This is a genomic window from Echinicola soli (genome assembly GCF_006575665.1).
In the GTDB taxonomy this organism is placed as follows: domain Bacteria; phylum Bacteroidota; class Bacteroidia; order Cytophagales; family Cyclobacteriaceae; genus Echinicola; species Echinicola soli.
In genome coordinates this window covers 3,315,921-3,340,263 of record NZ_CP041253.1, presented here as the reverse complement: position 1 = coordinate 3,340,263, position 24,343 = coordinate 3,315,921, and the positions used below count along the sequence as shown (strand labels likewise).

The 24,343-nt window shown below is 44.1% G+C and carries 14 protein-coding genes; 5 read left to right on the top strand and 9 right to left on the bottom strand.

From position 1 onward, the window contains the following. Nucleotide 1: 1 nt before the first annotated feature. A complete protein-coding gene (gene serA / locus FKX85_RS13175; protein WP_141615168.1) occupies nt 2-1,894 on the top strand; it encodes a phosphoglycerate dehydrogenase in 1,893 nt (630 codons plus the stop codon). A 349-nt stretch (nt 1,895-2,243) separates the two neighbouring features. Here the strand turns inward: serA and FKX85_RS13170 are convergent, their stop codons facing one another. After that, nucleotides 2,244-2,435, bottom strand: a complete 192-nt coding sequence (locus FKX85_RS13170) for a hypothetical protein (RefSeq protein WP_141615167.1) — start codon at nt 2,433-2,435, stop codon at nt 2,244-2,246. Between the two features lie 1,137 nt (nt 2,436-3,572). On the opposite strand from FKX85_RS13170, the gene FKX85_RS13165 reads away from it, so the two are divergent. The 4 genes from FKX85_RS13165 to FKX85_RS13150 all read left to right on the top strand — a co-directional run bounded on the left by FKX85_RS13165 (nt 3,573) and on the right by FKX85_RS13150 (nt 6,201). Further along, nucleotides 3,573-4,499: a universal stress protein gene (locus FKX85_RS13165; RefSeq protein ID WP_141615166.1), complete on the top strand. Its 927-nt coding sequence runs from the start codon at nt 3,573-3,575 to the stop codon at nt 4,497-4,499. Nucleotides 4,500-4,740: 241 nt separating this feature from the next. Beyond that, a complete protein-coding gene (locus FKX85_RS13160; protein WP_141615165.1) occupies nt 4,741-5,289 on the top strand; it encodes an RNA polymerase sigma factor in 549 nt (182 codons plus the stop codon). A 35-nt stretch (nt 5,290-5,324) separates the two neighbouring features. Then, nucleotides 5,325-5,711 (top strand): hypothetical protein, encoded by a 387-nt coding sequence (locus tag FKX85_RS13155; RefSeq protein WP_141615164.1) that lies wholly within the window; start codon nt 5,325-5,327, stop codon nt 5,709-5,711. A 37-nt stretch (nt 5,712-5,748) separates the two neighbouring features. Beyond that, nucleotides 5,749-6,201, top strand: coding sequence for a Spy/CpxP family protein refolding chaperone (locus FKX85_RS13150; RefSeq protein ID WP_141615163.1), 453 nt, complete (start codon nt 5,749-5,751; stop codon nt 6,199-6,201). Between the two features lie 905 nt (nt 6,202-7,106). Here the strand turns inward: FKX85_RS13150 and FKX85_RS13145 are convergent. From FKX85_RS13145 to FKX85_RS13110, 8 genes are all read right to left on the bottom strand, one after another. After that, nucleotides 7,107-8,939: a glycoside hydrolase family 2 protein gene (locus FKX85_RS13145; RefSeq protein ID WP_141615162.1), complete on the bottom strand. Its 1,833-nt coding sequence runs from the start codon at nt 8,937-8,939 to the stop codon at nt 7,107-7,109. Between the two features lie 69 nt (nt 8,940-9,008). Beyond that, nucleotides 9,009-11,138, bottom strand: a complete 2,130-nt coding sequence (locus FKX85_RS13140; protein WP_141615161.1) for a beta-L-arabinofuranosidase domain-containing protein — start codon at nt 11,136-11,138, stop codon at nt 9,009-9,011. Between the two features lie 89 nt (nt 11,139-11,227). After that, nucleotides 11,228-13,765 carry a glutaminase family protein gene (locus FKX85_RS13135; protein WP_229239623.1) on the bottom strand — a complete coding sequence of 846 codons (2,538 nt, stop codon included), beginning with the start codon at nt 13,763-13,765 and terminating at the stop codon, nt 11,228-11,230. 376 nt (nt 13,766-14,141) lie between these two features. Next, nucleotides 14,142-16,229, bottom strand: a complete 2,088-nt coding sequence (locus FKX85_RS13130) for a CehA/McbA family metallohydrolase domain-containing protein (RefSeq protein ID WP_141615160.1) — start codon at nt 16,227-16,229, stop codon at nt 14,142-14,144. Nucleotides 16,230-16,257: 28 nt separating this feature from the next. After that, on the bottom strand, nt 16,258-17,322 hold the full coding sequence (locus FKX85_RS13125; RefSeq protein ID WP_229239622.1) for a family 43 glycosylhydrolase: 1,065 nt from the start codon (nt 17,320-17,322) through the stop codon (nt 16,258-16,260). 307 nt (nt 17,323-17,629) lie between these two features. After that, nucleotides 17,630-18,334 (bottom strand): DUF3823 domain-containing protein, encoded by a 705-nt coding sequence (locus FKX85_RS13120; protein WP_141615158.1) that lies wholly within the window; start codon nt 18,332-18,334, stop codon nt 17,630-17,632. Between the two features lie 17 nt (nt 18,335-18,351). Then, entirely contained in the window at nt 18,352-20,217 is a 1,866-nt protein-coding gene (locus FKX85_RS13115) for a RagB/SusD family nutrient uptake outer membrane protein (protein WP_141615157.1), read from the bottom strand. A gap of 13 nt (nt 20,218-20,230) precedes the next feature. Next, entirely contained in the window at nt 20,231-23,386 is a 3,156-nt protein-coding gene (locus FKX85_RS13110; RefSeq protein WP_141615156.1) for a SusC/RagA family TonB-linked outer membrane protein, read from the bottom strand. Between the last annotated feature and the right edge of the window lie 957 nt (nt 23,387-24,343).

The following is a 24,343-nucleotide window of genomic DNA, read 5'->3' as shown; positions in this document are numbered from 1 at the left end:
AATGACCACTGATAAAAAGTTTATCATCGATTTTGACAGCACCTTTACACAAGTGGAGGCATTGGATATTTTGGGAGAGATCAGCTTGAGAAATGATCCCAAAAGAGATGAAAAATTGAAAGCCATCAAGGACATTACCGACTTGGGTATGGAAGGGAAATTAAATCTTCGCGAAAGCCTTGAAAGAAGAATCGAAATCCTGCAAGCAAACAAATCGCAAATAGCAGAACTTATCGATGCACTCCGGCAAAAGGTGTCCAAGTCTTTTCAGCGAAACAGGGAGTTTTTCGAAGAAAATGCAGAGAACATTTACATCCTTTCCAATGGCTTTAAGGACTTCATCACCCCTGTAGTAGCTGCTTACGGCCTAAAGGAGGAAAATGTATTTGCCAATGATTTTATTTACGATGGAGAAGGTAATATTGTCGACCTGAACAAGGAAAACCTTCTTTCCAATAATAACGGCAAACCTGCTACTATCAAAAGCCTCAAGCTGGAGGGCGATGTCTATGTCATTGGTGATGGCTACACAGACTACGAAATCAAAGCTTCTGGCTTGGCCAACAAGTTTTACGCATTTACCGAAAATATCAATAGACCTAAGGTTTCATCAAAAGCGGATCATATTGCTCCCAGTCTGGATGAAATTTTGTATGTTAATAAAATGAACAAAAAATTCAGCTATCCAAAAAGCAGGATCAATGTGCTTCTATTGGAAAATGTCCATCCTATCGGAGTGGAAATCATGAAGCAGGAAGGCTACAATGTAGAAGTGATAAGCTCTGCTATGTCCGAAGAGGAATTGTGTGAAAAGATCAAAAATGTGTCCATCATAGGCATTCGGTCAAAAACACAGATCACTAAAAAAGTCCTTGAAAACGCCAACAGACTGATGGCTGTCGGTGCCTTCTGTATCGGCACCAACCAAATCGACTTGGAAACCTGTCAGGAAAAGGGCATCGCTGTTTTCAATGCGCCTTTTAGCAATACACGCTCTGTCGTGGAACTCGCCATATCGGAAATCATCTTCCTGATGCGTAACCTACACGACAAGACTTTAAAAATGCACCAAGGTGTATGGAACAAATCTGCCTCCGGAAGCTTTGAAGTAAGAGGTAAAAAGTTGGGCATCATTGGATACGGTAATATTGGTGCGCAACTTTCCGTATTGGCAGAAAACATGGGCATGAATGTATTCTATTATGACATTGTCGAACGACTGGCTCTCGGCAATGCCACTAAAATAGATTCATTGGATGAGCTGTTGGAAACCTGCGATATCATCTCGCTACATGTGGATGGCAGAACAGAAAACAAAAACATCTTGAACAAAGAGAAAATCTTCAAGATGAAAAAAGGTGCCATTTTGGTCAACCTCAGCAGAGGCCATGTGGTGGAAGTTCCTGCCCTCAGAGATGCGCTGGAAAGCGGTCACCTTGCGGGAGCTGCAGTGGACGTATTCCCTTCAGAACCAAAAAACAATGACGAACCGTTTGAATCCGAGCTTATCGGCTGTCCAAACACCATCTTGACACCTCATATAGGTGGCAGTACTTTGGAGGCACAGGAAAACATTGCGCAGTTTGTACCAGGTAAGATCATCGAATACATCAATACCGGAAATACGTTTAACAGTGTAAACTTCCCCAATATCCAGCTTCCTTTCCTTAAGGATGCCCACCGATTGATCCATATTCACCAAAATGCTCCCGGCGTAATGGCCAAGATCAATCAGGTCCTCGCAAGCTACAAAATCAATATCGTCGGCCAATACCTGAAAACCAACGAAAAGATTGGCTATGTGATCACCGATATTGACAAGCGCTATTCAAATGACGTCATCGATGCCCTTAAGGAAATCGAAGGCACGATCCGGTTCAGAATTCTTTACTAAAAGAAGCTGACAACATTTCATAGACACAATTAACCACAACAATCGAAAAGAGGGAAAATGATTTCATTTCTCTCTTTTTTTTGTGGGAAAACGGGTCCAGCAAAAAAGTGGGGGGGATTAGGGTTGGTTTCGATAGCACGCAGATGATGCAGATTAATAAGATTTGCGCTGATTTTTTATAATAAACGCGATTTAAAATACCATCCTTGCGAGGAAGTATAGCCTGTCCCGAGCTATCGGGAACGTGGCAATCCCGTATTAAGAAAACGAGATTGCTTCACTCCGTTGCTCTGCATTCGCAATGACGGATTTATACTGATTTTATAATCTACACATTCCTATTGCTAAATTAAAGAGAAATATGCTTACCAAAACCACCTGGAAATCTCTCATCTTCCAGAAATATTGCTTGGTCCTCAAAATGTGCTAAAAAGGAGGCAAACGAAAAAGTTGAGGGCATGAATCCCTTTATTTTAACAGGATTTCTTTTTTGTTTTTTTTGCCACAAAGATTCTAAGACCCAAAGCTGTTTGTTTTCCATGAAATTTGGAATCCGCCTACAAAACACTTCGTGTCTTGGCGACTTCGTGGCGACATACCAAATGAATATAAATCTTCTCCCGCCCCCAGAAATATTGATTGATCCAAAAATCAGTTAGTTTGGAGACAGAAGCATAACACCGCTACGGTGATGTTGAAAACTAAAGCAAAGCGTCTGATTTTAAAGCAGTTTCAGGTCGTAATAAATAGGCTAATGCATATTTCAGGTTAAAGAAAAATATGCTTACCATAACCACCTGTAATCTCTCATCACCCAGAATTATTATTTGGCCCCAGAAAAATCCAACGTATACAGAAAGCCAAAAAAGAAAGCCCGGGCCTTGGAGTGTTACAAAACCTCTTTATAGACAAGATTTGAGCTGCCCGAATTTCGCAACCTTCCACTGTTATCCTGCTTCCGAAGAAACGAGGTCCCGATAATTATCGGGATGAGGCCTGGTTTTGAAAAAAGGCTTCACTCGGCATTTTTGTTAATTGTGAAGTTTGAACATGTCTGCGGCCCGAGCCTCTGCAAATATACAAATTACATTAGGGAATGATAAAAATTAAACAGAAAACTGGCTTCCAAATTCCACTCTTGTCTTGCTATCAGCAGAATATTCCCCCTTTACCATTTATGCCCCAACTAAGAGAAAAAACACTTAATAATTCATGATCATTTATTTTGAATTCGACACTGAAAACATTTAAATAATTTTAAATGTTTTTAATTTGGCACACAAAAACAGTATTTTCCAACAACAATTGAAGTCAAAGCCATATATTTGCAGGGGAATAACTAGTTAAAAAAAACCAAACGACCATTTTTTTCCAATCAAAAACCAAGTAGTTTATATTCCATGTTTTAACCGGCTATTATAGGCCAATATTCAAAAGGTATGTATGACAATGTAATATAAAATACGATTAACATGGCCATTGTTTCATAATTGCCAAGAAAACGGATAAGATTAATACTTGCACAGCTAATCCTTGGTAAATTTTGAACATTAACCTTATATTCGGAGATAAGTTGGCAATACGCTGAAAAAGCCGATCATTTAATTAAAAATAATTTTTAACTGCTTTTACCTTATATTAATTATATCGTATCGCATCAAATTTAGCTGCTTAGGAAATGTACCAAATTAAGAAACTTATCGTTTGTCTGGACCTATCTGAAATGGATGTCACGCTGGTTAAATTCGCATCGTTCATCGCTAAAATTAACCATACCAAGAAGATCTATTTCACCAATGTCATCCGTAACCTACAGATGCCAAAGGACATTCTACAGGAATTCCCCAACTTGGTGGAGAACATGGTGGATGAAAGAAAAGGGCAGATGAAAGCAGTAGTGGAGCAACACTTTGCCAAAAACCTGGATACCGAACTCACCTACGTGGTTAAAGAAGGACAACTATCAAAAAAAATACTGAAGCTTGCCCACGAAAAATCCGCTGATATGATATTGGTGGGCAGGAAAACAACCTTGCCCGGCAGTGGGGTAGTTTCCCAGCGACTGGCACGCAGGGCATCTTGCTCACTGACCATTATTCCAGAAACCATCGTTAATCCAAAAGTAAATAAACTCCTGGTACCCATTGACTTCTCTGACTACTCCAAAGATGCACTGGAAGAGGCCATCATGATTGCAGAACGAAACGGCGGCAATGTGGACATCATCTGCCAAAACGTATTCTCCGTCCCTTCCGGCTATCACCTAACGGGTAAGAGCTATGATGAATTTGCGGATGTCATGAAGAAAAATGCAGAAGTAAACTACAAGAAATTCATTCGTAAAATCGATACTAAAGGGCTAAAAATAACCCCTGTATATACGGTGGACAGTAATGACGATCCTGTAGAAGACATTATCTTAAAAGCAGAAGAACTTGATGTAGACGGTATCATAATAGGCGCAAAAGGAAGAACAGCCGCCACTGCCCTATTCATCGGTAGCATGGCCGAGCGACTTATCCAGCTAAATGAAAAATACCCATTGGTGGTTACCAGGCCTAAAGGTAAAAATGCTGGGATTTTGGACTATATATTGGAGATTTAATCATCACCTTTTTCTAAAACATTATAAAAGAGCCAATGGCATATATGTCTTTTGGCTCTTTTGCTTTTGTGAAATCCAGCTTTTCACCTCTACTATCTTATCTGATTTATTATTATCAGCAACAATCTAAAAGAACAAAGAACGTTTTTAACCTACTAAAAACCAGACACATACTATTGATACTTGATTTTATCCTGTGATGACATTAAACTTATAGGTACCTTATCGGTCTAAGTAGGAAATGAATCCATTGGACGACGCATCATTACTGGCATTGATCAAAAATCCCGTAACCAGGGAGAAGGGTTACCGACTGCTCGTTACCAATTACCAAAAACAAGTCTATGGTGTCATTCGCAAAATGGTGATCATTCATGAAGATGCCGATGATATCACCCAAAACACATTTGTTAAAGCCTTCAAGCATATTGATAAGTTTAAGGGAGATGCAAGCCTCTTTACCTGGTTGTACCGAATTGCTGTAAATGAAAGCCTTAATTTTCTCAAAAAAAAGAAGAAGCATGATTTCTTTACCTTAGAAAACCATGAAAAAAGAATGGCCAGTTATCTGGACACCTCTCCCTACATCGATGGGAATGACATCCAGCGATTGCTCCAAAAGATTCTGCTAAAATTACCGGAAAAACAGCGGCTAGTATTCAATATGAAGTATTTCGAGGATTTGAGTTACGACCAAATCGGCGAAATCACACAAACATCTATAGGAGCGCTTAAGGCAAGCTATCATCATGCCGTGAAAAAGATCGAAAAGGAAATCAATGGCGACTAAACCTTTTGAAGGAGCCATTGTCTAACGTACAGGTTATGAAAAAGAACATTCCAAAAGGTGATATTTTCCGAGAGCCAGAAGGCTACTTTGATGGCCTTCCTGCCCAGATAATGACTAAAAGAGCACAAAACAAACAGCGAGTTATCTGGATTAGCTGGGCAGCTGCAGCAATGGTGATCCTATCCACCAGTTTATTTATTATTAAACTTGAAACGGAAAATATTACACAAATAAACAATTCCTCCACATTGGCCGTGGAAGATGAAATCGAACTATTAATTGATCAGGGAGAGTGGAGTGCCGAAGATGTATTATCACTAGCAGATGACCCAAATGCTATCTTAAATGAGTTAGTAGAGGAACAATGGCAGTCTTACCAATTTAGCGAAAACGAGCTAGAGGAGGAACTATGGTATTATTAACCCCGGAAATCAGAGAAAACTGGAAAATACAAAAATCATGAAAAAGATCAGCTTATTAATTTGGATGGCCTTGATTTCTTCCAGCCTTTTGGCTCAGCGAAGAGGTGAGGAACCCCGCTATGACCGTGAAAAACTGGAAGCTGCAAAAATCGCTTATATTACTCAAAAATTGGACATTTCCCCCGATCAGGCGGAACAATTTTGGCCGCTTTACAACACATTTGAAGATGAAAGAAGAGCCCTTCTGCATCAGTTAAGGGATATTTCCAATGAAGATAAAGAAACCCTTACCGATGATAAGGCCACCCAATTGATCAATACCAAACTTGAACTTCAACAATCGTTACTGGACCTAGAAAAATCCTCTATTAAAAAATTCAGCAAAGTACTCCAGCCAAAACAAGTCTATCTATTGCAAGAGGCTGATCGTGACTTTGTAAAACATCTTTACCGTATGAACAGGAAAAGAAAAATTGATGAAAAGAGGTAAGAGCAGGAATTTAACATCTTAGCTGTCAAAGTGAATCCTGAATAGCTATTCTAAAACTTAAATTCGGCTTATGACCACACCAAGCCTAATTTTATCATTTCCCCTATAGAGAGAACCGAAGGCTGAAAGCCTTCCTGACATTAACCCGAGGCAAAGCCTTGGGGCATAAGCCAAAAAACATTCCTCTAATGCTATCACCTAATTAGCCCAATGCGTTTTATTGGGCTGGATTAAGCCCACCTTTCAGGGGAGTGATTTAAAAGCAATTTCCTCTACCATTCGTGTATTTCCATTAGTTTATCCCCTTACTTTTTAGCTGGATTATTATTCATCCCAAATAACTGCTGGAAACCTGATAATATTTCTGGTTCTATATGGAATACTGTGGGTAAATTATCCGCGGAACTGTCCCGCTTGTGCGGATAGGGCAGGGAAATGGTATTGTTCCTACGGCACAAAGCCCCCTGGAGGCATCCTGATCTTACCAAACTTAAATGCCCAGGGACATTGGCCAGGACTCCCTCCTCACTATTTTAGCCAACAGAAGTGTCAGCAGGAATGCTCATTAGGAGCATTAGCTTGGTAACGGGAATTGGATAAAGCATCCTAACAGTGCTGTAAGTACTGACCATGGGCAAGGAAAACAAATATGATTATCGACTTCATGATGAGCATGGCACCCAATTCATCCGTCCACGCCATTCTTCGATCTCCATAACCCGCCAGCGCTCAGTTTTGCCCATAGTAAATCATATAGAACCAAAAAATACTTCGTTCTCACATTACAAAAATTTTTCGGACTTAAGCTGTATTCACGAAAAGGCCCAAGGTGAAAATCACCTTGGGCCTTTTGGATATAATTTTAAAACTTGAAGAAAGAATATTCCCCTTACCTAAAGACTCCTTTACTCCGCATTATAAAGCTGCTCGTGGACTTTTTTCAGAAACTCAGGGGTCAATTTGATCACCTTTCTATCATATGTCATCAGGCCATTTGTTTCTACCTCCACATCGGTGGTTTGGGTATAAACGGCGGCCGAAAGTCCTTGGGGGATCAGTTTTACCAGCGCTTCCATCATTTCAGCGTAGCGGTTTTCGAGGTCCTCCACAGACTTGAAACTTTGATAGCCCCAGTTGTCTTTTTCTTGCCAGGTGTGACCCTCCACAGGTAATCCTAGTCCACCAAACTCTCCCAAGGTAATGACCATGTCCTTACCGAAGAACTTAGGATTCGGCATGGCTGGCTCTGGGTAATTGTGCAAGTCCATGATCTGCCCAACAGGAAAGAAATTGCCACCACTGGCACCATTTACCAGGCGGCTTTCATCGTACTTCATGGTCCATTTCACGATCTCCTCAGTCTTAAACTGGCCCCATGCTTCGTTAAATGGCACCCATACAATGATAGAAGGAAAATTGTGGAAATCATCCATGATCTCTTTCCATTCGGTTCTGAATATCGCTTCAGACTCTGGACTTCTGTCACGCTCAGTACCTACTCCGACGATCCCCGGTCTTGGGTTCCACTGGTTACCCATGTCACCGCTAGGCATGTCCTGCCATACCAACATCCCCATCTTATCACAGTGATAATACCATCTGGCCGGTTCTACTTTTACGTGTTTACGGATCATATTGAAGCCCATCTCTTGGGTCTTGATGATATCAAACACCAGCGCTTCTTCACTGGGAGCCGTATAGAGACCATCAGGCCACCAGCCTTGATCCAATGGGCCATACTGGAAAATAAATTCATCGTTGACCAGCATGCGCTGTACGCCATTTTCATCCAATTCCATGCTGACCTTCCTCATGGCCGCATAACTGTCAGCAGCATCTACTTCACGGTTACCTTTTACCAAGCTCACTTCCAAGTCGTACAAGAAGGGGTTTCCCGGCTCCCATAGTTTTGCATCTGCAATACTCAGCACAGCCGGCTGACCTATTTCCACTTCTTCTTCGGCGACCACTTGTCCATCAGCTAGGGCTTTCACACGTACTTTTTGGCCTGACTGGGCATTTCTCACCTCTGTTTCCACCGTCAGCGTTCCTGCATCCACATCCGGAGTATTCTTGGTGCTGGCTATGTAACTGGAAGGTACATTCTCAGTCCAAACGGTCTGCCAAATACCCGTCACAGGGGTGTACCAAATGCCATGGGGATTCTTTATTTGTTTGCCCCTAGGCTGTGGGCCATCATTGGAAGGATCCCAGACCCTTACGATCAGTTCGTTGCCTTTTTTGCCTTTAAGTGCATCGGTGATGTCAAAAGAAAATGGTGCATAGCCTCCCTTGTGAACGCCTACTGACGTCCCGTTCACAAATACTTCTGCTTCCCAGTCTACGGCACCAAAATGCAGCAACACACGTTCCTTGCTGGACTTTTTCGCATCAAAAGTGGTCTTATACCATAGTTCCTTCTCTGCTCCTACACGCTCTCCAACACCCGAAAGTGCTGACTCAACGGCGAACGGAACCAATATTTCCCCATCAAAGGATGATGGCGTTTGACCTCCTTTGGATTGAATTGCATACTGCCACAGCCCGTTCAGGTTTTGCCAGTTATCTTCCCGGACCAATTGTGGTCTTGGATATTCTTGATGGACATTTTCCGGGTCGATTTCTTCTGCCCATTCTGTCATAATCTTACCTTCAGCAGGTGCCCAGCTGCTATCTTGTGCCCAAGCGATTGATTGGGCCAAGAGCAGACCAGCACCTAGCAATAGTGACTTTTTCATGCTTTTTATGTTTAGTTTTGAATATTTAATAATGAGATATGAGTCTTGAGATATGTCATAAGGTTATCCTTACTTCACATTAGGAAATGCGGTGATCCTTAGCCTTGCCGCCCCCATGGGAAGTAAGGTCACATCTTCCAAAGGTTGGTTTGAAGTAGCCGGTAAATCTTTCAATTCACCCACTAATCCATATTGATCCAGTTGCCATTCAGGAATCTTTTTTCCTCTTGCCTTGATCAAAATCGGGACATTCTCCGGGGTAAATGGAAAATCATTCTCGGGCCAAGGTCGCTCTTCCACTTCCAGCGAAGCCGCAGGATTTTCTTTATCCAATGCCAATGTATAATTCCATTCGCTTGTAGGACGGATTTCCCAGGATGGCCACTTTTTGGTATCCACTCCTTCTTGCCACTTGGAATCCCATATCGCCGTCTCATCGCTTTCCTTTCGAATATATTCCTCGCCAATCTTAAGTGAATAGGTCAATGGCCCACGGCTTACGCTAAAGCTGTTGCTATTTTTCACCCAAGTATTTACATGGATTTCCATGGGCAAGGTCAAATTTACCTTATCACCGGACTTCCATAGACGAGCTAATTTAACATATCCAGCCCCTTTTACATTTTCCTTTAAGGTCTCCCCATTAACACTTACTGTAGCACCAGTAGTCCATGCCGGAATGCGCAAATACAGCGGAAATTCAGTAGGCTGAGCGGTCTCTACAGTAAACTCCAATTGTCCACGGAAAGGATAATGGGTTGTTTCCTCAATGGTCACTTCCTGTCCCTTTCCAACCTTCGCCGTTACTTTACTAGGGCCATAGATCGCAGCCACCAAACCATTGTCAGGTGTAGCCATCCAAAGGTTCTCTATAAAATACGGCCACCCTTGGGAATGATTATGCTGGCAGCAGCGCGAGCTGAATGGATTCATCATCAAGAACGGACCACTATTGGCAATACCCGGAGCGTGGTTTTCAGCATCGAGCAGTGTCATATTTGACGAAGTAATGTAATGCAGTGATTTAAAGTCCGGCATCACCGCTGCTGGATATGTATTATACGCTACCTCCTCGGCGTGATCAGCCCAGAAAGGATCACCGGTGATGCGCAGCAAATGCTCATCAGAGTTCATCTGCTCCACCATGCCGCAGGTTTCGACTCCCTGCCGTGGGTCTGCATAACCCGGTCTGGCATTTTCATCACTGCCAAACATTCCGCCAGGCACCTGTCCAAAGTGCTCTCGGATAATGTCAAAATTGTCATAGGTAGCTTCCAAGTGCTTATCATCGTGGCTGAGCAAATAATACTGCGCTGGCTCTCTAAAGGCCTGCGCATGATTTACATTATGCCAGTCGATCTGGTCACGGTACCAGTCAGGGACTTCTCCCCCATCACGTACTTCATAGTAATTATGGATATCCTTCAGGTCATGATCCCTCCCTACCCAATCGGAAGTATTACGGTGGATCTTTTCCGCTAATTCAAGTAAGAAAGGTTCACCGGTGCGGTTATACAGCCAAAAAACGCTACGGAGATTATCCCCCCCACGAAGTTTTTGCCAATAACCATTAAGGAAATGTTCATCCGGAACGGTGAGTTGAAACTTGAAGTACTTGGTCATCAAGTCCAGCACTTTTTCATCATTGGAGTATTCGTAGTAGGACTGCAGACAGTAGAGCATGATCATATTGGCCCAGAAATCCTGGTTGTCTCCGTCAAAATGCTTCGGACCAAAATTACCATCAGCACGTTGGCTGTTCATGGTCCCTTCCAGCCAGATTTTGGCTTCATCGATCATCTGTTGGTCTTCCAATAAATAACCAATATTCGCATAACCTTTGAGCCAATAAGGCACTTCCTCCCAGCCCCAATCGCCCTCACCGTCCTTACTGAGCCAAGCATTGTCCTCTTTCTGCAGCCAAGCACTGATTTCTCCCAAATGACCTGTCAAGCCATTTTTTTGGCGTATCAGGTATTCCTTGAGGAATCCTTCAGGCTTCACCGACCCTACAGGAAGCTTGACCAATGCACTAGGCTTTAGTGGTGCTCTATTGCTGATGTAATGGGCGTTGGTAGCCGTGGTATCAATCCGCTCCACAACTGAAATCACAGTGGCCTGCTCTCCCTTTTCACATGAAAAGAGGAGAGCAAGTAGCACTGCACTGGTAATTATTTTGGGTATAAAGTATTGAGTCATGAGTATTGAAATGTTAGACTTGAGTATTGAGATATCAGACTTGAGACATGAAATGTGAAACGTGAAATCATCTCACATCCGTCAATCTTTTAATTTTCCAATAATCGATCCTTCAACACCGGCATAAAATATCCTCCGACGACCGATCTTGCCCTAAATCCGACTGATTCCGCATTTGTGGTTTCATGCCAGTCACTGACAGGAATTCTGTTTGGCGTCTGGTCGATATAGGTAAACATTGGCTCGATCAGGGCTTTTTCATCTGCTTCATCTTCTGCCATGGCTGCCGTCCAGATCACCCAGTCTGATTTGGTGTAGGTTTTACGACTGTCCAAAGGCAGCCCATAAGCTTCCTGCTTGGTGAGATAATAGGCAATCTCTTTTTGGACCACTTCCTCAGGAAAAATATCCAGTCCCAATAATTTATTCCAAACCATGTTATATTTCTGACTCCAGGTACCTTTCTTATCAAAAGTCAAACTATAATGATCACCATCTTCAGCTTTGTCCATCCACTTTTGGGCGAAGTCTTTTGCCAAGGCAGTGTATTTTTCAGCTGCTGCAGTCTTGCCCAGTGTTTCGGCCAACTGCCCATAACCTGCAATGGCCAAAATCGCTTTCACAGAAAGATTGGCATTATGTGCCAAATGACCGGCAAAATCATCCGTACACAGCTGATTGGCCGGATCAAATCCTTCCTTGGCCAAGTATTCCACCCAAGTGGTCATGATATCCCAGTGCTTATTGGCATAATCGGCATTGCCTTCTACTTTGGCGATGGCAGCAGTCAGCAAGAGCATATTTCCAGCCTCCTCTACTGGCATATCCTCGCCGTAGGTCTGGCCATTTGCAAGCGGATAAGTCCCCACATCATGGGCAGGAAAAGGCTTGGCCCACTTTCCACTTTCACTATAATAGAAAATTGGCTCGATCATCCCTTTCAATAGATCTGGATTATAGATCAAAAACAAGGGAGCCGATGGATAGGTCACGTCCACAGTCCCGATAGAACCATTACTGAAATTTTCTTTCGAGAAGAAGAACAGTTCGCCATTAGGGCCTTCCACTGTTTTATGGGCAGCTACGGCCTGGCGGTACACCAGTGCACAAATTTCCGCATATTCTTTTCCGGCTGCATCATAAGCGTCCTGGTACACCTGCTTGTCAAATTGTTCGCTGGCTGCTTTTAGTTTTGCATAATCGGTTTGTGCAGCTTGAAGCATTTGCGCTGTGGTCATGCCGTATTTTTTCCACCAAGCTTTAAGGTTTTTATTGAAAAACTGCACCGAATACAGATCATCATAAGCCAAGGTTAAAAAATCGTGCTGGCTGGATTCCCCAACTTTTGCAAAATCGAAAGAAAAAGCTGAAGTGATCATTTGATCATCCAGCGAAACGGGCTTTTGGTCAGCATCCGTACCACTGAGCCTGCCATTTTCAGCAAATTCAGCCACACTGTTGGTGTTCACATCAATTTGGGAAGTTATATTTTCCTGATCGGCAGCCGTCAAGTACATGTATCCCCAGTCAATTCTTACATTATCACCCTTCTTTTCCAAAACAGGTTGGGTGCTCGTCCCGATCTTCAAGGCTTGCAAGCCTGCTATCTGGGGTCGCTCCCATGTCACCTGTTGGTTCATGGTGTTTACCGCCAAATTACCTGCAGCACTAAAATATACCTGTACCTCATGTTCCTTACCATCTTTAGCTTGTACTTCGAATGTCACATAATTGGCAGGTCGGGTCATTACTTCCAGGTTATCTGGAAGCATTGGTGCCGTAAAAGTCACGTCTAGCGTCACCCCACCAGCATCAAAGGAGTACAAGGTTTCTGTGGCATTTACTTTTGAAAAAGTCTGTTCAGCTTGGGCGATGCTTACTTTTGGCTGAAGCACTTCTACCAATCCGGCATCCAAAAATGCTCCACCTGTAGTATTTTGGCAATGAATGGCCAATAGATTCTCCCCTTCTTTCAGTGCTTTTTTGGCTTCTTCATTGATAACTACCGTCGCTGGTGTACTGACCCAGCCTTCTTTTTCGTATGCCAGGACCCCATTCAAGTATACTTTCACATTGTCATCATGATGGATGTTGAGCAATAGGTCATAAAAATCAGCCTTATCAAGCTCAAACGTCCTTCTGACCCAAATGTCTTCTGTATTCCATTGGTTAGGAGCTGGGCTGTCGTCACCATTGGTAAATGCACCTTTGGTAGTTTTCCATTGGTTGCCTTCCTCATAGCCTAGTTCCTTCCACCTTTTTGCCGGCTTTTCCAGTGAATAGTTCCACGGTTCCTCCAGTCCTGCCAGCGGAAGGACGGTCTCCGTTTCGGTCATTTCCTCCCCCAAAAAATAATAGGGCTTACCATCTACCCGAATGATCCCCTGAAGGTCATTGGCCACTCCTGTCCAATGGCGCGTCGCGTCACCATAAAGTTCGTCTCCCATGCTCCACACACTTAGATAAGGATCCACTGTGATCAACGGATAGGCCGGTGGACGAATGGCACTCATCTCCTCTACTGCTGCTCCTTCGGATTGCTGTTGTGCAGCATTTTGACAACTCACTAGCGAGGCCATTCCTCCCACTACCAGTAGCTGCGCCCATTTTTTAATACTAAAATTCATCTAATAATAGGTTTAATTAAGTTTGATTCTTTATTTATGGGACGATTCCCTTCTCCCCAAAGGAAGCTGTTAGGTATCACGTCCCGAATTTACCTGACACCTTCTCTCTTACTTTTTTCCTCAAAAACCGTCACTGCGGGCCTGCCTTGGCTTTAGACAGGCCTGTCTGGAGCCAAAGGCAGGCCTGTCTGGAGCCAAAGGCAGGCCTGCCTAAAGCCAAACAGTCTCATCTCAAGAAAAAGAGATTGCTTCACTCCGTTGCTCTGCGTTCGCAATAGCCTGCCCCGATACTTTCGGGTACGTTACATTTCAAACGTCTCAATACTCATATCTCACTACTTTTTTCTCGGATCTCGATACGAACTACTTCTCCTCCTTACTCTATCCAAACCGGTTGGGTGAAAGCGCCATTGACAGCAGCATCCCATATCTCCAGCCTTACCCAAGTGCGGCCTTTCAAGTCCACTTCAAAGGCGAAATCGTCTTCACCAAACGCACGGGTTTCTTTGAGGTCAATTGTCTCTCGATACACTTGCTCCCCATCTCCTGAAATGATCTCTGCGTATTGGAGCGGAAATGTCCACGCGGCACTCACCTTTACCGTCGCCTTGCCATTGCCATCCAACGTCAGGACTTCCCCACTTCCTTTGCCATTGACACTGAAGGAGGGCAAAAGCACCTCTCCCGTGGTGACAAAGAACCTGCCCGACTCCATCGCATCCAGCACAGACTGCCAACCGTCTTCAAATTTGGGCAATTTGTCCAGTTGAAGGTAATTGACATTCATATTGCCATATATCTCATAATCCGGTTCCAATTTAAAAAGATCTGCTTCACCAATGACGTATTTTCTTTCGCCCCAATTGGCCATATCGTCCATTAATTTCAGGACCCTTCTGCCTAGGTTGGGATTGGAAAGGTCAGCTGGTAAGGATTTCCAAGCCGCGCCATTGAAGCGGTCTGAGTGGAAAAAATCTTCGTTTTTGTATGCGTCTGGATAACCGGTGGAGCCTTTGGTACGGGCATGGGCAGTCCAAGCCAGTCCCTTTTCTTCTTCCAGCAATCGCAGCATCTCTTCCTTGTTTCCTACACGGTAAACTTTCCCATATTCCGGATGATCCTCCACAAAAGGCTCGCCTTCTTGCCTCGACATGATCCAATAAACGGGATTAGGAAAAATGTTCATCCAGTGTCCACCAAAATGGCAATTGGGTTCCTCCCCTGGGAGCATCAGAAAATCGGCTGTGCTCAGACGTTCACATTCGGAAAACATCAAATCCAGTTCCGGTAACCTCCTTGGACCCGAATCGCGTGGATTTCCGGCCAAATGATATTCTCCCAAATGCATAATATTCACGCCCATATCGCGTAATGCTTTCACATGACCGGGAATATCAGGCACCGGCTTATGGGTAAGAACATCATCCATATGCTCGGTATGAAAGTGACTGGCCATAGTTCTATAGCCCGGTAATGGTTTGTACTGATCATTTCGGGTAAAGGCCTTTACCTGTTCCATGACCTGACCATCCTTGGTATCGCTGAGGTAAACAAAGAAGTTAAGCCGTTGATCGGTATGAGGCGGGGCATTAAACCAAGGCACGTGCCTATTGTCCCCCATTAGGTCGTGCCTGATGCCGATTCCGAATCCATCTACCACACCCCTGTAATTTTCACCAGACCAAACATATTTGAGATTATACGCATTGTCCAACGGATAAAAAAACTGGTGCGGTGCAGGAAATACAGCCATACTTCCTTGCTCACTTTCACCACTGATTGTCCTGTATTTTACGGCTAGATTTTCACTCTCCCCATCCAGCTGACCGGTAGCCTTAGACTGCAAATATCCCTCCGTATCGGACCAAAAGAGCTCCTTCCACGTTTTATTGTTGGCCACCAAACCAGCATCATAAATAATGGCCTTGGCATCCTCTTCTGTGTGCATGACAGCGGCAATATTGACCAAAGGGCTACCGTGGTAAAGCGTCACCTCTAACCAACCCGAAAAATTTCCTGCAGTCAGATCGCCCACTTTAATAACAGATCGCTGCCCATCGCTCAATACCTCGACTTGGGATTTTTTCAACTGCACCTTGTAGGTTTCATGGGGCTTATAAGCGGTCCGGTCAAAAAAGATATTCCAACCACTTTCTTTGCTCAGATCACGCTCTCCTTCCGTGAGTAAAAACATTGGGTCAATATCATTGGCCAATTCTACGTGTTTACCCGGTCGTTCCAATTGGAATGATTCGAAAAGAGGGTGACCACTTTTGGTGTTAATAGCGAGTTTACCCTGTTGGTTACTTCCGGCAGGCCATGAGACGATAAAACCGCTGGAGGTATTTTCTACTGTGGCTTCTCCTTTCTTGTCAAAATCAGAAAGGACAGGTTCTACCTGTGCATTTAGGAAAAAGGGTACAAAACATAAAAAACCGAAAATCAAACATCTTAAAGGTTGCATAGGATTTAATGGGATCATTGATAATTATTTAAAACACTGGGCCATCATTGGCTTTGATACTTGGTACTTGTCTAAAGAGCAGTGGCCAACCCCCGTTCCAGAGGATCGGATCGATCAGCAATGTTCTTCTATTGGTGCCATTATTGGTTCTAGGCTGGCTCTTTAGCATACCATGGTAAACCAGCCAGTCCGTTCCCTCCTCATCGGTGACAATTTCTGCATTGTGGCCTGGCCCTGCAAATCCCGTATCTCCAAGGTTTCCCTTGACCACCAGTTCTCCGTAATGCCCGTCCAAAAGCTTGTTTCCTGATTTGTCCACGTAGGGGCCTTCCAGCTTGTCAGATCTTCCCACCCAGACTTGGTAACTACTATTGGCGCCTTCACAGCAGGAGCCGTATGAACCAAAAAGGTAATAAAAACCGCTTTTCTTAAAGATATAGCTGGCTTCAAGGTGATCGCCGGCTACTTGGACTTTTTCGCCCACTGTAGCCTTTCCATCTTCAGTGAGCTTGATCATATAAAGCCCTCTAAAACTTCCCCAAAAAAGGTATTTTTGACCATCTTCCTCGTAATAGAACGGATCAATGGAATTGTTTACACCAATGCTCTGGGAATCAAAAATTTTCCCATAATCCTCAAAAGGTCCCTCAGGGCTGTCCGCTATGGCCAGGCCAATGCCTGGATTGGCATCTCCCCAAGTGGAAAAAGAATAGTACATAAAATATTGGCTGCCTACTTTGGTAACATCTGGTGCCCAGATGCCCCCTTCTGGCTTCCATGTGGGTTTGGATTGCAGGGCATCCCCCACCAATTCCCAATGGATTAAGTCTTTTGATTTGATCACGGGGACCAGGTGATAACCACCTTCATCACCCCAATTGTCTTCGGTACCATAGGCATAAAAAGTGTCTCCTGATTTCACTACCGTAGGATCGGCCAACACCGGCTCCCAAACAGGATTGGTATATTGGCCTTCAATGACTTCGTCATCATCTTCCACAGGATCGGGAACAGGTTCCTGAGCACTGCTCGAACATGCCCCCATGGATAGCAGGGCGGCGACATAAAAAAAGATAAATAATAGTGGTCTCATAATTTGGTTTTATTTAGGGTCAATTGGTTAAAGTAAAGCCAGCTCAGTACGTCATCGCGACGGGTGAAAACAGAAAGCTACCTTTTCATTTTTCAATGAGATTGCTTCGTCCCCCTCGCTATGACGTAATGCTGGCTTTTAATTGAATCCGAATATGCTTTAGTTTTCGGTGTGAGCGTCCGCCGGGGCGGACGCTCACACCTCCAAACCAACTGATTTTATTGCTCTTTCAGCTCTTCCCGACATTCCCCGAAGAATTCCGGGAGGACAGGCCTACGATTCCTAATACATCATCCGGATTAAATCACTAGAAGTCTATTCTTTCGATTGAGGAGAACAGCATATCCTCCACCCCTTCTATTCTCAATCCCACTCTGGCAAAGACATAGCCTTGCGTAGGTGTCATGTCAGGAACGCCGGTGGTCAATTGGATGCTGGACATATCGGTAATGTCTCCTCCGCCAAGTCTGGCAGAGCTGATACTGGTCCGTCCATCCACAAAGGCTGTTTTGCTCAGGTAAAGGACCACCTCGTTTACACCGCGGGCATTGGCATCAGTGATGATTTGTTCCAGACCAAAATTAGCGGTCACCTCACTACTGTTGCCAGAAATGTCCACGTTACGGATCATATAATAAGGCAGCACCTCAATGTCCATGTTCATGCTTCCATTGATGTTCAATGGAATGGTGTCAGAACCGGATTCTTGGTTCGTCAAATTCATAAACGGCCCCTGATCTGCCGGAATGATCAACTTGTAATCACCTGCAAACAAAAGCGAACTGAATGAACCATCCTGGTCAATGGCCACACCAATATTTCCAAAGGTTTGCCATCCCTCTTCCCATAGCTGAAAGTAAACGTCATTATAGCTTACACCGATAGGCTCTCCGTTATACACGATATTACCGTCAAAAAGCAATTTAGGCTCATCGTAGTTGTCATATTCACAAGAACTCATGCCCAAAGCCATCAGGCAAAGTCCCGCAAGATATTTTATATTCTTTTTCATGTGTTCTTCTTTTATCCTTAATGGTTAGGGTTTCGGACAATTTTTGGATTGCCGTTCAGTACATTGTCACCGATTTGGGAATAATAATTTCCTAGTCGGAACCTGTGCGGATTAAATACCGGTGTCGGTAAAAACTCCTCAAACACCCACTTTTCGTGATTAGGGGTCCCCGGTGCATAAATTTTATAAGGATTCAGGCCAAATACACGGGTACTGATGGCTTCTGCATCCCCGGGGTCATTGGTAAGCGGTACCGCTTCACCGTTCCAAACGCGGTGCGCTAGTCTCCATCGCTTGTAGTCCCAAAGAATGTGGTTTTCAAAACAAAGCTCCACTTTACGTTCATGAATAATCCGGTCAAAGGTGATTTCGGAAGGCGCAAGATCGATAGGCATTCCGGCCCTTCTTCTTACTTGGTTCATATATTCGGCAGCTTTGGCATTATCACCAAGCTCAAATGCAGCTTCCGCCGCATTCAGCAACACTTCTGCATAACGAAAACGAATCCACCATACACCACTTCCGGTACCACGCTGGCCGGAGCCCACTTGAGTGTCTACATACTTACGAATGTAAAAACCATTTTGGGCAGACCATTCCAAGTTAGGGATCGGTCCATCAAAGCCTACTAGCTGTGCATTTTCACCATTTGGCAGTTCGCCCCTTCCACCTAGCTGGTCAGAAGTGATCAGACCTCCATCAGCAGTTTTCCATCCAGCCCAGATATCCACTTCACTTCCTCGGAAGGTGGTACCTGGTAGGATAACCGTACCGGCCAATCGAGGATCCCTGCCCGCAAATATGTCCTCGGGATTATCGTAGTAGATCGGATCGCCGTTTTCATCAGTAGTAGGTAATGGCGCGAAAGTATTGTCCAAAAGCTCATAAGACTGTACCAAATTTAAAGAAGGGTTCAGCTTTCCACCTAATGTATTTTCTTCCCTTAGTGATCTCGGGATAGTCTCAATAGTAAAGCCATGTGTCCTGGCCTGCACCAAATAGTCCTTGGCAAAAATCACCTCATTATTAGCGGTCTTGTTCAAGAAAACATTGGTAAAATTCTCCGAAGGATCCGGGTCATTATTGTACAGTTCATATGTTCCCAATCCCATCAGCTCTTCTGCTGCGTTCAAAGCAGTGGTATAGTAACCATCCGCCATGCTGGCAGGAATGCCCACCTCTTCACCAGGAAGGGATACGTTAGGAGTCATCTGCCCATAATTGGCAATGGATGCTGCATATAAGGCTGCTCTGGTTTCCAATGCCAACGCTGCTCCAATAGTCGCTCTGGACTTAGTGCCTCCATTCGGCAGGTCGCCTTTGATGGCTTCCATTTCTTCGATCACAAAATCATAGATCTCATGCTCCTTGGCCCTGGGGTATTGAAGATAAGTAGGATCACCACTGTAATCATACTCCAATGACTCCAATATAAGCGGTACACCGCCCATTCTCTTTACATGCTCAAAATAGGACATGGCGCGAATGAACTTAGCTTCTGCGATAAACCTGGCCTTTACGTCCGGATCAAGCTGATCCGCCGCCTCTGCACTCTCAATGAAGAGGTTAAGGTCACGGATAAAACCGTAATCCCACATCCCCCAGTCACCGTAGCCGTAATCCTGGTTTTGATGCCTCCAGTAGTCACCCGCATTGGACGCAAACGCCTCATCAAAACTGGTAAAGTTCCACCAGCTGTCCAGCTGCTGATAGTCTGGAATTCTATTATAAAGGTCTGCCAAAACAGACAATACCAAATCCTCACTTTCCCACACCTGGTCATCCAACAGGATATCCTGTGGCTCTCGGGTCAGGAATTCTTCATCGTTACATGCAGTAAACAAGGCTACGCATGCGCATATACTTAATATGATTTTTTTCATGGTCAGTCTCATTTTAGAAGGTCAAATTAAACCCTAGGTTCATGTTCACGTTTTGCGGATACTGCAAACCGTTTTCATCCCTTACTTCCGGATCGATTCCAAACTGGTGGACATTGTCGATAGAGAACAGATTATAGGTCGTGAAATAAACCCTGGCGCGCTCAATTTTCAATTTGCTCAATACCTTTGGAGGAAGTGTATACCCAATGGAAGCCGTTCTCATCCTGAGGTACTTCACATTGGTCAACCACCAAGTAGAATTCCTGTTATAGTTACTGTGGCCACCTGCATTATAGCGTAATGGAGGGTTGTCACCTGGGATCCATTCACTGTCAAGGTTGTATGGGTCTTCACGATGCCATCTGTCATCATACATATAGGCCAATAGGTTACCTCCGTTTTGGTAAGGCCATCTCATTTCCCAGTTTTGGTTATAAGATGCCAAGGAACCTCCTGAGAAGTCCACCGTCAAATCAAAGTTTTTATAATTGAAGTACATGTTCAGACCATAGCTGATGCTAGGAGTTCCGTCCAGGCTGTAGCCAATTGGCCTTTCATCAAAGCCATCGATTTTACCATCTTCATTGACATCCTTATAGATCAGGTCACCCGGCAACAGGGTACCGTTTCCTTGGCCATCAATGTTTACGGGATAATTGTCGATCTCTTCTTGGGACTGGAACTGACCAACGGTCTCATACCCCCAGAAAACACCATACCATCTGTTCTCTCCCGAGTTTCGGTAATGATTCCAGCTACTGCTGAATGCAGGGTTATAAGAATTCAGGAATTTGCCACGAGCGTAGCCAAAGGTACCGCCGATCCTAAAGGTCAAATCCTGCACCTTTCCGTTATAGTTGATGCCAATGTCACCACCAAGGGTAGCGTCGCTGCTGAGGTTTTCATCCGTCAATCCATAACCTAATTCAAGTGGTAAGAATACATCATCTTTGATGTCCCTCAAACCTTCTCTTTTCCTATGGAAATAGTCAACTGTACCGGTGATTTTTCCGGAACCGAAAGAGAAATCCAAGCCCACATCAAACATCTTACTGGTGTACCAGGAAAGGTTATCGATCGGCTGACCGGTATTTCTTGAGCCTTGTACATTCTCACCATCCAGGATCACAGTAGATACACCGTAATTATATCCTGTCATATAATCAAAAGGACCAATAAAACGTGGATCATTTGGATCAATACCAGCATTGATATTATCATCACCTAGCTCGCCATAGGAAACCCTTAACTTCAATTCGTCCAAATTGGTCTTGGCCGATATATTATCCATAAAAGCCTCATCGCTCAATCTCCACCCGGCAGAAACCGACGGGAAGAATCCCCAGCGTTTATTTGGAGCAAATTTCCATGACGCATCATATCTTCCGGAAACTTCCAAAAGGTATTTACCTTTATATTCATAATTGATACGACCTACATAGCCGATCCTGGCTTCCTCATAATCATTATCATTATAAGTGTCCATATCTGCAAACTGTACCAAAGAGAGGTAATTGTTTGTCGGTACAGAGTGAAGGAAGTTACTATAATCCCTACGCTGAATACGCTCGTACAGTGCCAGAATGGCCAACTTATGATCTTCTGCAAATACCCGATCATAATTTAATTGAAGTTGCGTTACCGTTTCTTCAATTTTACGCTGATTCCTGTCCCTGTAGGGGTTATCGTTTCCGCCCGTTCTGATATATTCATCGTCCTCTGGGATATAATCAAATACATCATAGGTATATTCGAAGGTATTCACATAGTTATCAGCATAATAATAAGAATACAATCCCTTTGCTTTCAGTCCTTCTACCGGAATGTCATATTCTGCCGTGAAGTTGGTCTGGAGATTTTTCCAGTAGTTTGTGTAAAACCCTGTACGATCATAATTGAGCAATGCCCAGTTGGTCTCAATATTGTTGATATTGGCTGGGTAATTTGGATTATCATTGGCATATGGCCGTTCAGTGGGACGGTTTCTAAAAAGCGCAAAACGTGGCTGCCAGTAATCATCGCCACCCGGTACGCCAGGGTTTTCCCTGTTTTCCAGACGACCATTCAACTGAAGCCCTACCGTAATCCGATCGGTCACATCTGTAGTGATATTGGACTGAAGGTTGGTCCTGTTGAATTCAAACTCATCACTGAACACCGACTTCTGATCAAATCGTGTAATTGCCAAGTAATAATTGGTCTTTTCTGATCCTCCGGAAACACTCGCACTGATGTTGCTTTGCGGTGCATTTCCTTTGATGATAAAATCCCTCCAATCAAAGGAACGATAGCCGTACTCTGTTCCAGCTTGCCATTTGTCCAGCTCATCGCGGGTGATATTGGTACTCCCGAACTGGTTCATGTCTGCATCAGCACGGCCGAGCATCCATTCATAGGCATTAACGCCCTCAGGGAACCTGGACCAGTTTTGGATACCGTAATAGCCATTGATGCTGATCTGGGGTTCTTCTCCACGGCTACCTCTTTTGGTGGTCACGACCACCACGCCATTAGCGGCCCGAGAACCGTAAACTGCCGCAGATGCATCTTTTAGGATCGAAATACTCTCGATATCGCCGGGTGCCAAGTTGTTAAACTGCCCTTCGTCTTTCTGAATTCCATCAATTACGTAAAGGGGCGATCCCAAATTACGAATACGCAACTGGGCTCCTGCTCCCGGACGTCCATCAGGCTGACGAAAAGAAAGGCCCGGCAGCTTTCCTGCCAATGCACCACCTACCGTCGCGGTAGGCACTTGCTCAATATCGCGACTGGTAATATTGGCCACCGAACCGGTAATCGATTCCTTCTTCTGCTGGCCATAACCTACCACCACGACTTCTTCCAGGTCGCCAAGTTCGCTTTCTAGATGAAGGTCAAAGTCACTCTTGTTTCCCACTTCTGTTTCCAGTGTCTTATAACCAATAAAGCTAACACGCAACACCGGATTGTCTCCGGTCACTTCCAGTCTAAACTCTCCGTCCATACCCGTGACGGTACCGTTGGTCGTGCCCTTTTCCAGAATACTCACACCGGGTATGGGCTGCCCGGAATCCTTTTCTTTTACAGTGCCTTCCACTACCTGCCGCGATTGCGCAGCTGCAGAAAACACCAAACCGCATAGCAGGATAACAATCAAACTGCCATTTCTTAGTAATTTTTCTCTCATGTAATTAATAGATTTTGGGTTAAGGTTAATACTCCATTTTCTAAACAGACAAGAATATCTTGCCTGTTACCATAGTAATGCAGCACGATTTTCCACACGCTGCTGCACACCAGCACACATTTATGAGTTACGTCCACTAGTCTTGGTGAAAGCAACATCTCAGCATTAAATTCTATTATGAATAATCAGAGGAGCTTCTTTAGGCGCATTGCCCAGGATAGAATAAGCGGCTCTCTGGTGTCTTTTCAATGGCTCAATACATAAAGTAGCTGCGGAGGTTGGTAAACCGTAGGGTCTACAAGCCACTGGTTATATTTACCAATACCAACCCTTTTGAGCATAGGTAGTAGCCGAGACACTTTTCTGAATGTCCCCTGCTTTACAATTGACATGACACGTTGGGAGGATGAATGTTTCATTATTTTGGGGTCTTAAAGGTTACAAATCGTCAATACCTTTAGCACTGTTATTGACTGTTTCAACAAAAACCATGTACTTAATGGTTTTAGCAATTCTTATCACTATGCTAATCTACAGAAGCAATGGCCAAGGCCTTATCACAAATCCTTCATTAAATACAACATTTCCTGCTTTTAGCTTTTTTGATGGTTTAAAGTGCTTTTAGCGCTTGAAAAATCGCTTTAGCATGAGGTTAACCCGCTGCGCCTTTTGGCAAATGCCCAGGTCACAAAAAATATTGCCACTACCGGAAAAATCGATTTTAGTTAAGAACCTGAACTCGATTAAAAAAACCAAACGCATCCCTATGGGGCAACGAACCTTTAATAAACGTCATACGCGACGACCAAAGGGAGGAAGCAATCTCATATTATAGAAACAAGATCGCCTCGTGGTGCCTCTTCACCTTGGCGTCATAACCATTTTTTATTGGATTGAATAAATCGAACTGAGGTCAAGATACTGCATATTCCACTGGTAACAGTATTCCGGCAATAG

Excerpts from the sequence above, each read along its gene's own strand:
- FKX85_RS13145 (WP_141615162.1), bottom strand. The coding sequence starts at position 8,939 with ATGAAAAAGTCACTATTGCTAGGTGCTGGTCTGCTCTTGGCCCAATCA.
- FKX85_RS13110 (WP_141615156.1), bottom strand. The coding sequence starts at position 23,386 with ATGAGAGAAAAATTACTAAGAAATGGCAGTTTGATTGTTATCCTGCTA.
- serA (WP_141615168.1), top strand. The coding sequence starts at position 2 with ATGACCACTGATAAAAAGTTTATCATCGATTTTGACAGCACCTTTACA.
- FKX85_RS13130 (WP_141615160.1), bottom strand. The coding sequence starts at position 16,229 with ATGCAACCTTTAAGATGTTTGATTTTCGGTTTTTTATGTTTTGTACCC.
- FKX85_RS13125 (WP_229239622.1), bottom strand. The coding sequence starts at position 17,322 with ATGAGACCACTATTATTTATCTTTTTTTATGTCGCCGCCCTGCTATCC.
- FKX85_RS13155 (WP_141615164.1), top strand. The coding sequence starts at position 5,325 with ATGAAAAAGAACATTCCAAAAGGTGATATTTTCCGAGAGCCAGAAGGC.
- FKX85_RS13120 (WP_141615158.1), bottom strand. The coding sequence starts at position 18,334 with ATGAAAAAGAATATAAAATATCTTGCGGGACTTTGCCTGATGGCTTTG.
- FKX85_RS13135 (WP_229239623.1), bottom strand. The coding sequence starts at position 13,765 with ATGAATTTTAGTATTAAAAAATGGGCGCAGCTACTGGTAGTGGGAGGA.
- FKX85_RS13165 (WP_141615166.1), top strand. The coding sequence starts at position 3,573 with ATGTACCAAATTAAGAAACTTATCGTTTGTCTGGACCTATCTGAAATG.
- FKX85_RS13115 (WP_141615157.1), bottom strand. The coding sequence starts at position 20,217 with ATGAAAAAAATCATATTAAGTATATGCGCATGCGTAGCCTTGTTTACT.
- FKX85_RS13140 (WP_141615161.1), bottom strand. The coding sequence starts at position 11,138 with ATGACTCAATACTTTATACCCAAAATAATTACCAGTGCAGTGCTACTT.
- FKX85_RS13150 (WP_141615163.1), top strand. The coding sequence starts at position 5,749 with ATGAAAAAGATCAGCTTATTAATTTGGATGGCCTTGATTTCTTCCAGC.
- FKX85_RS13160 (WP_141615165.1), top strand. The coding sequence starts at position 4,741 with ATGAATCCATTGGACGACGCATCATTACTGGCATTGATCAAAAATCCC.
- FKX85_RS13170 (WP_141615167.1), bottom strand. The coding sequence starts at position 2,435 with ATGGAAAACAAACAGCTTTGGGTCTTAGAATCTTTGTGGCAAAAAAAA.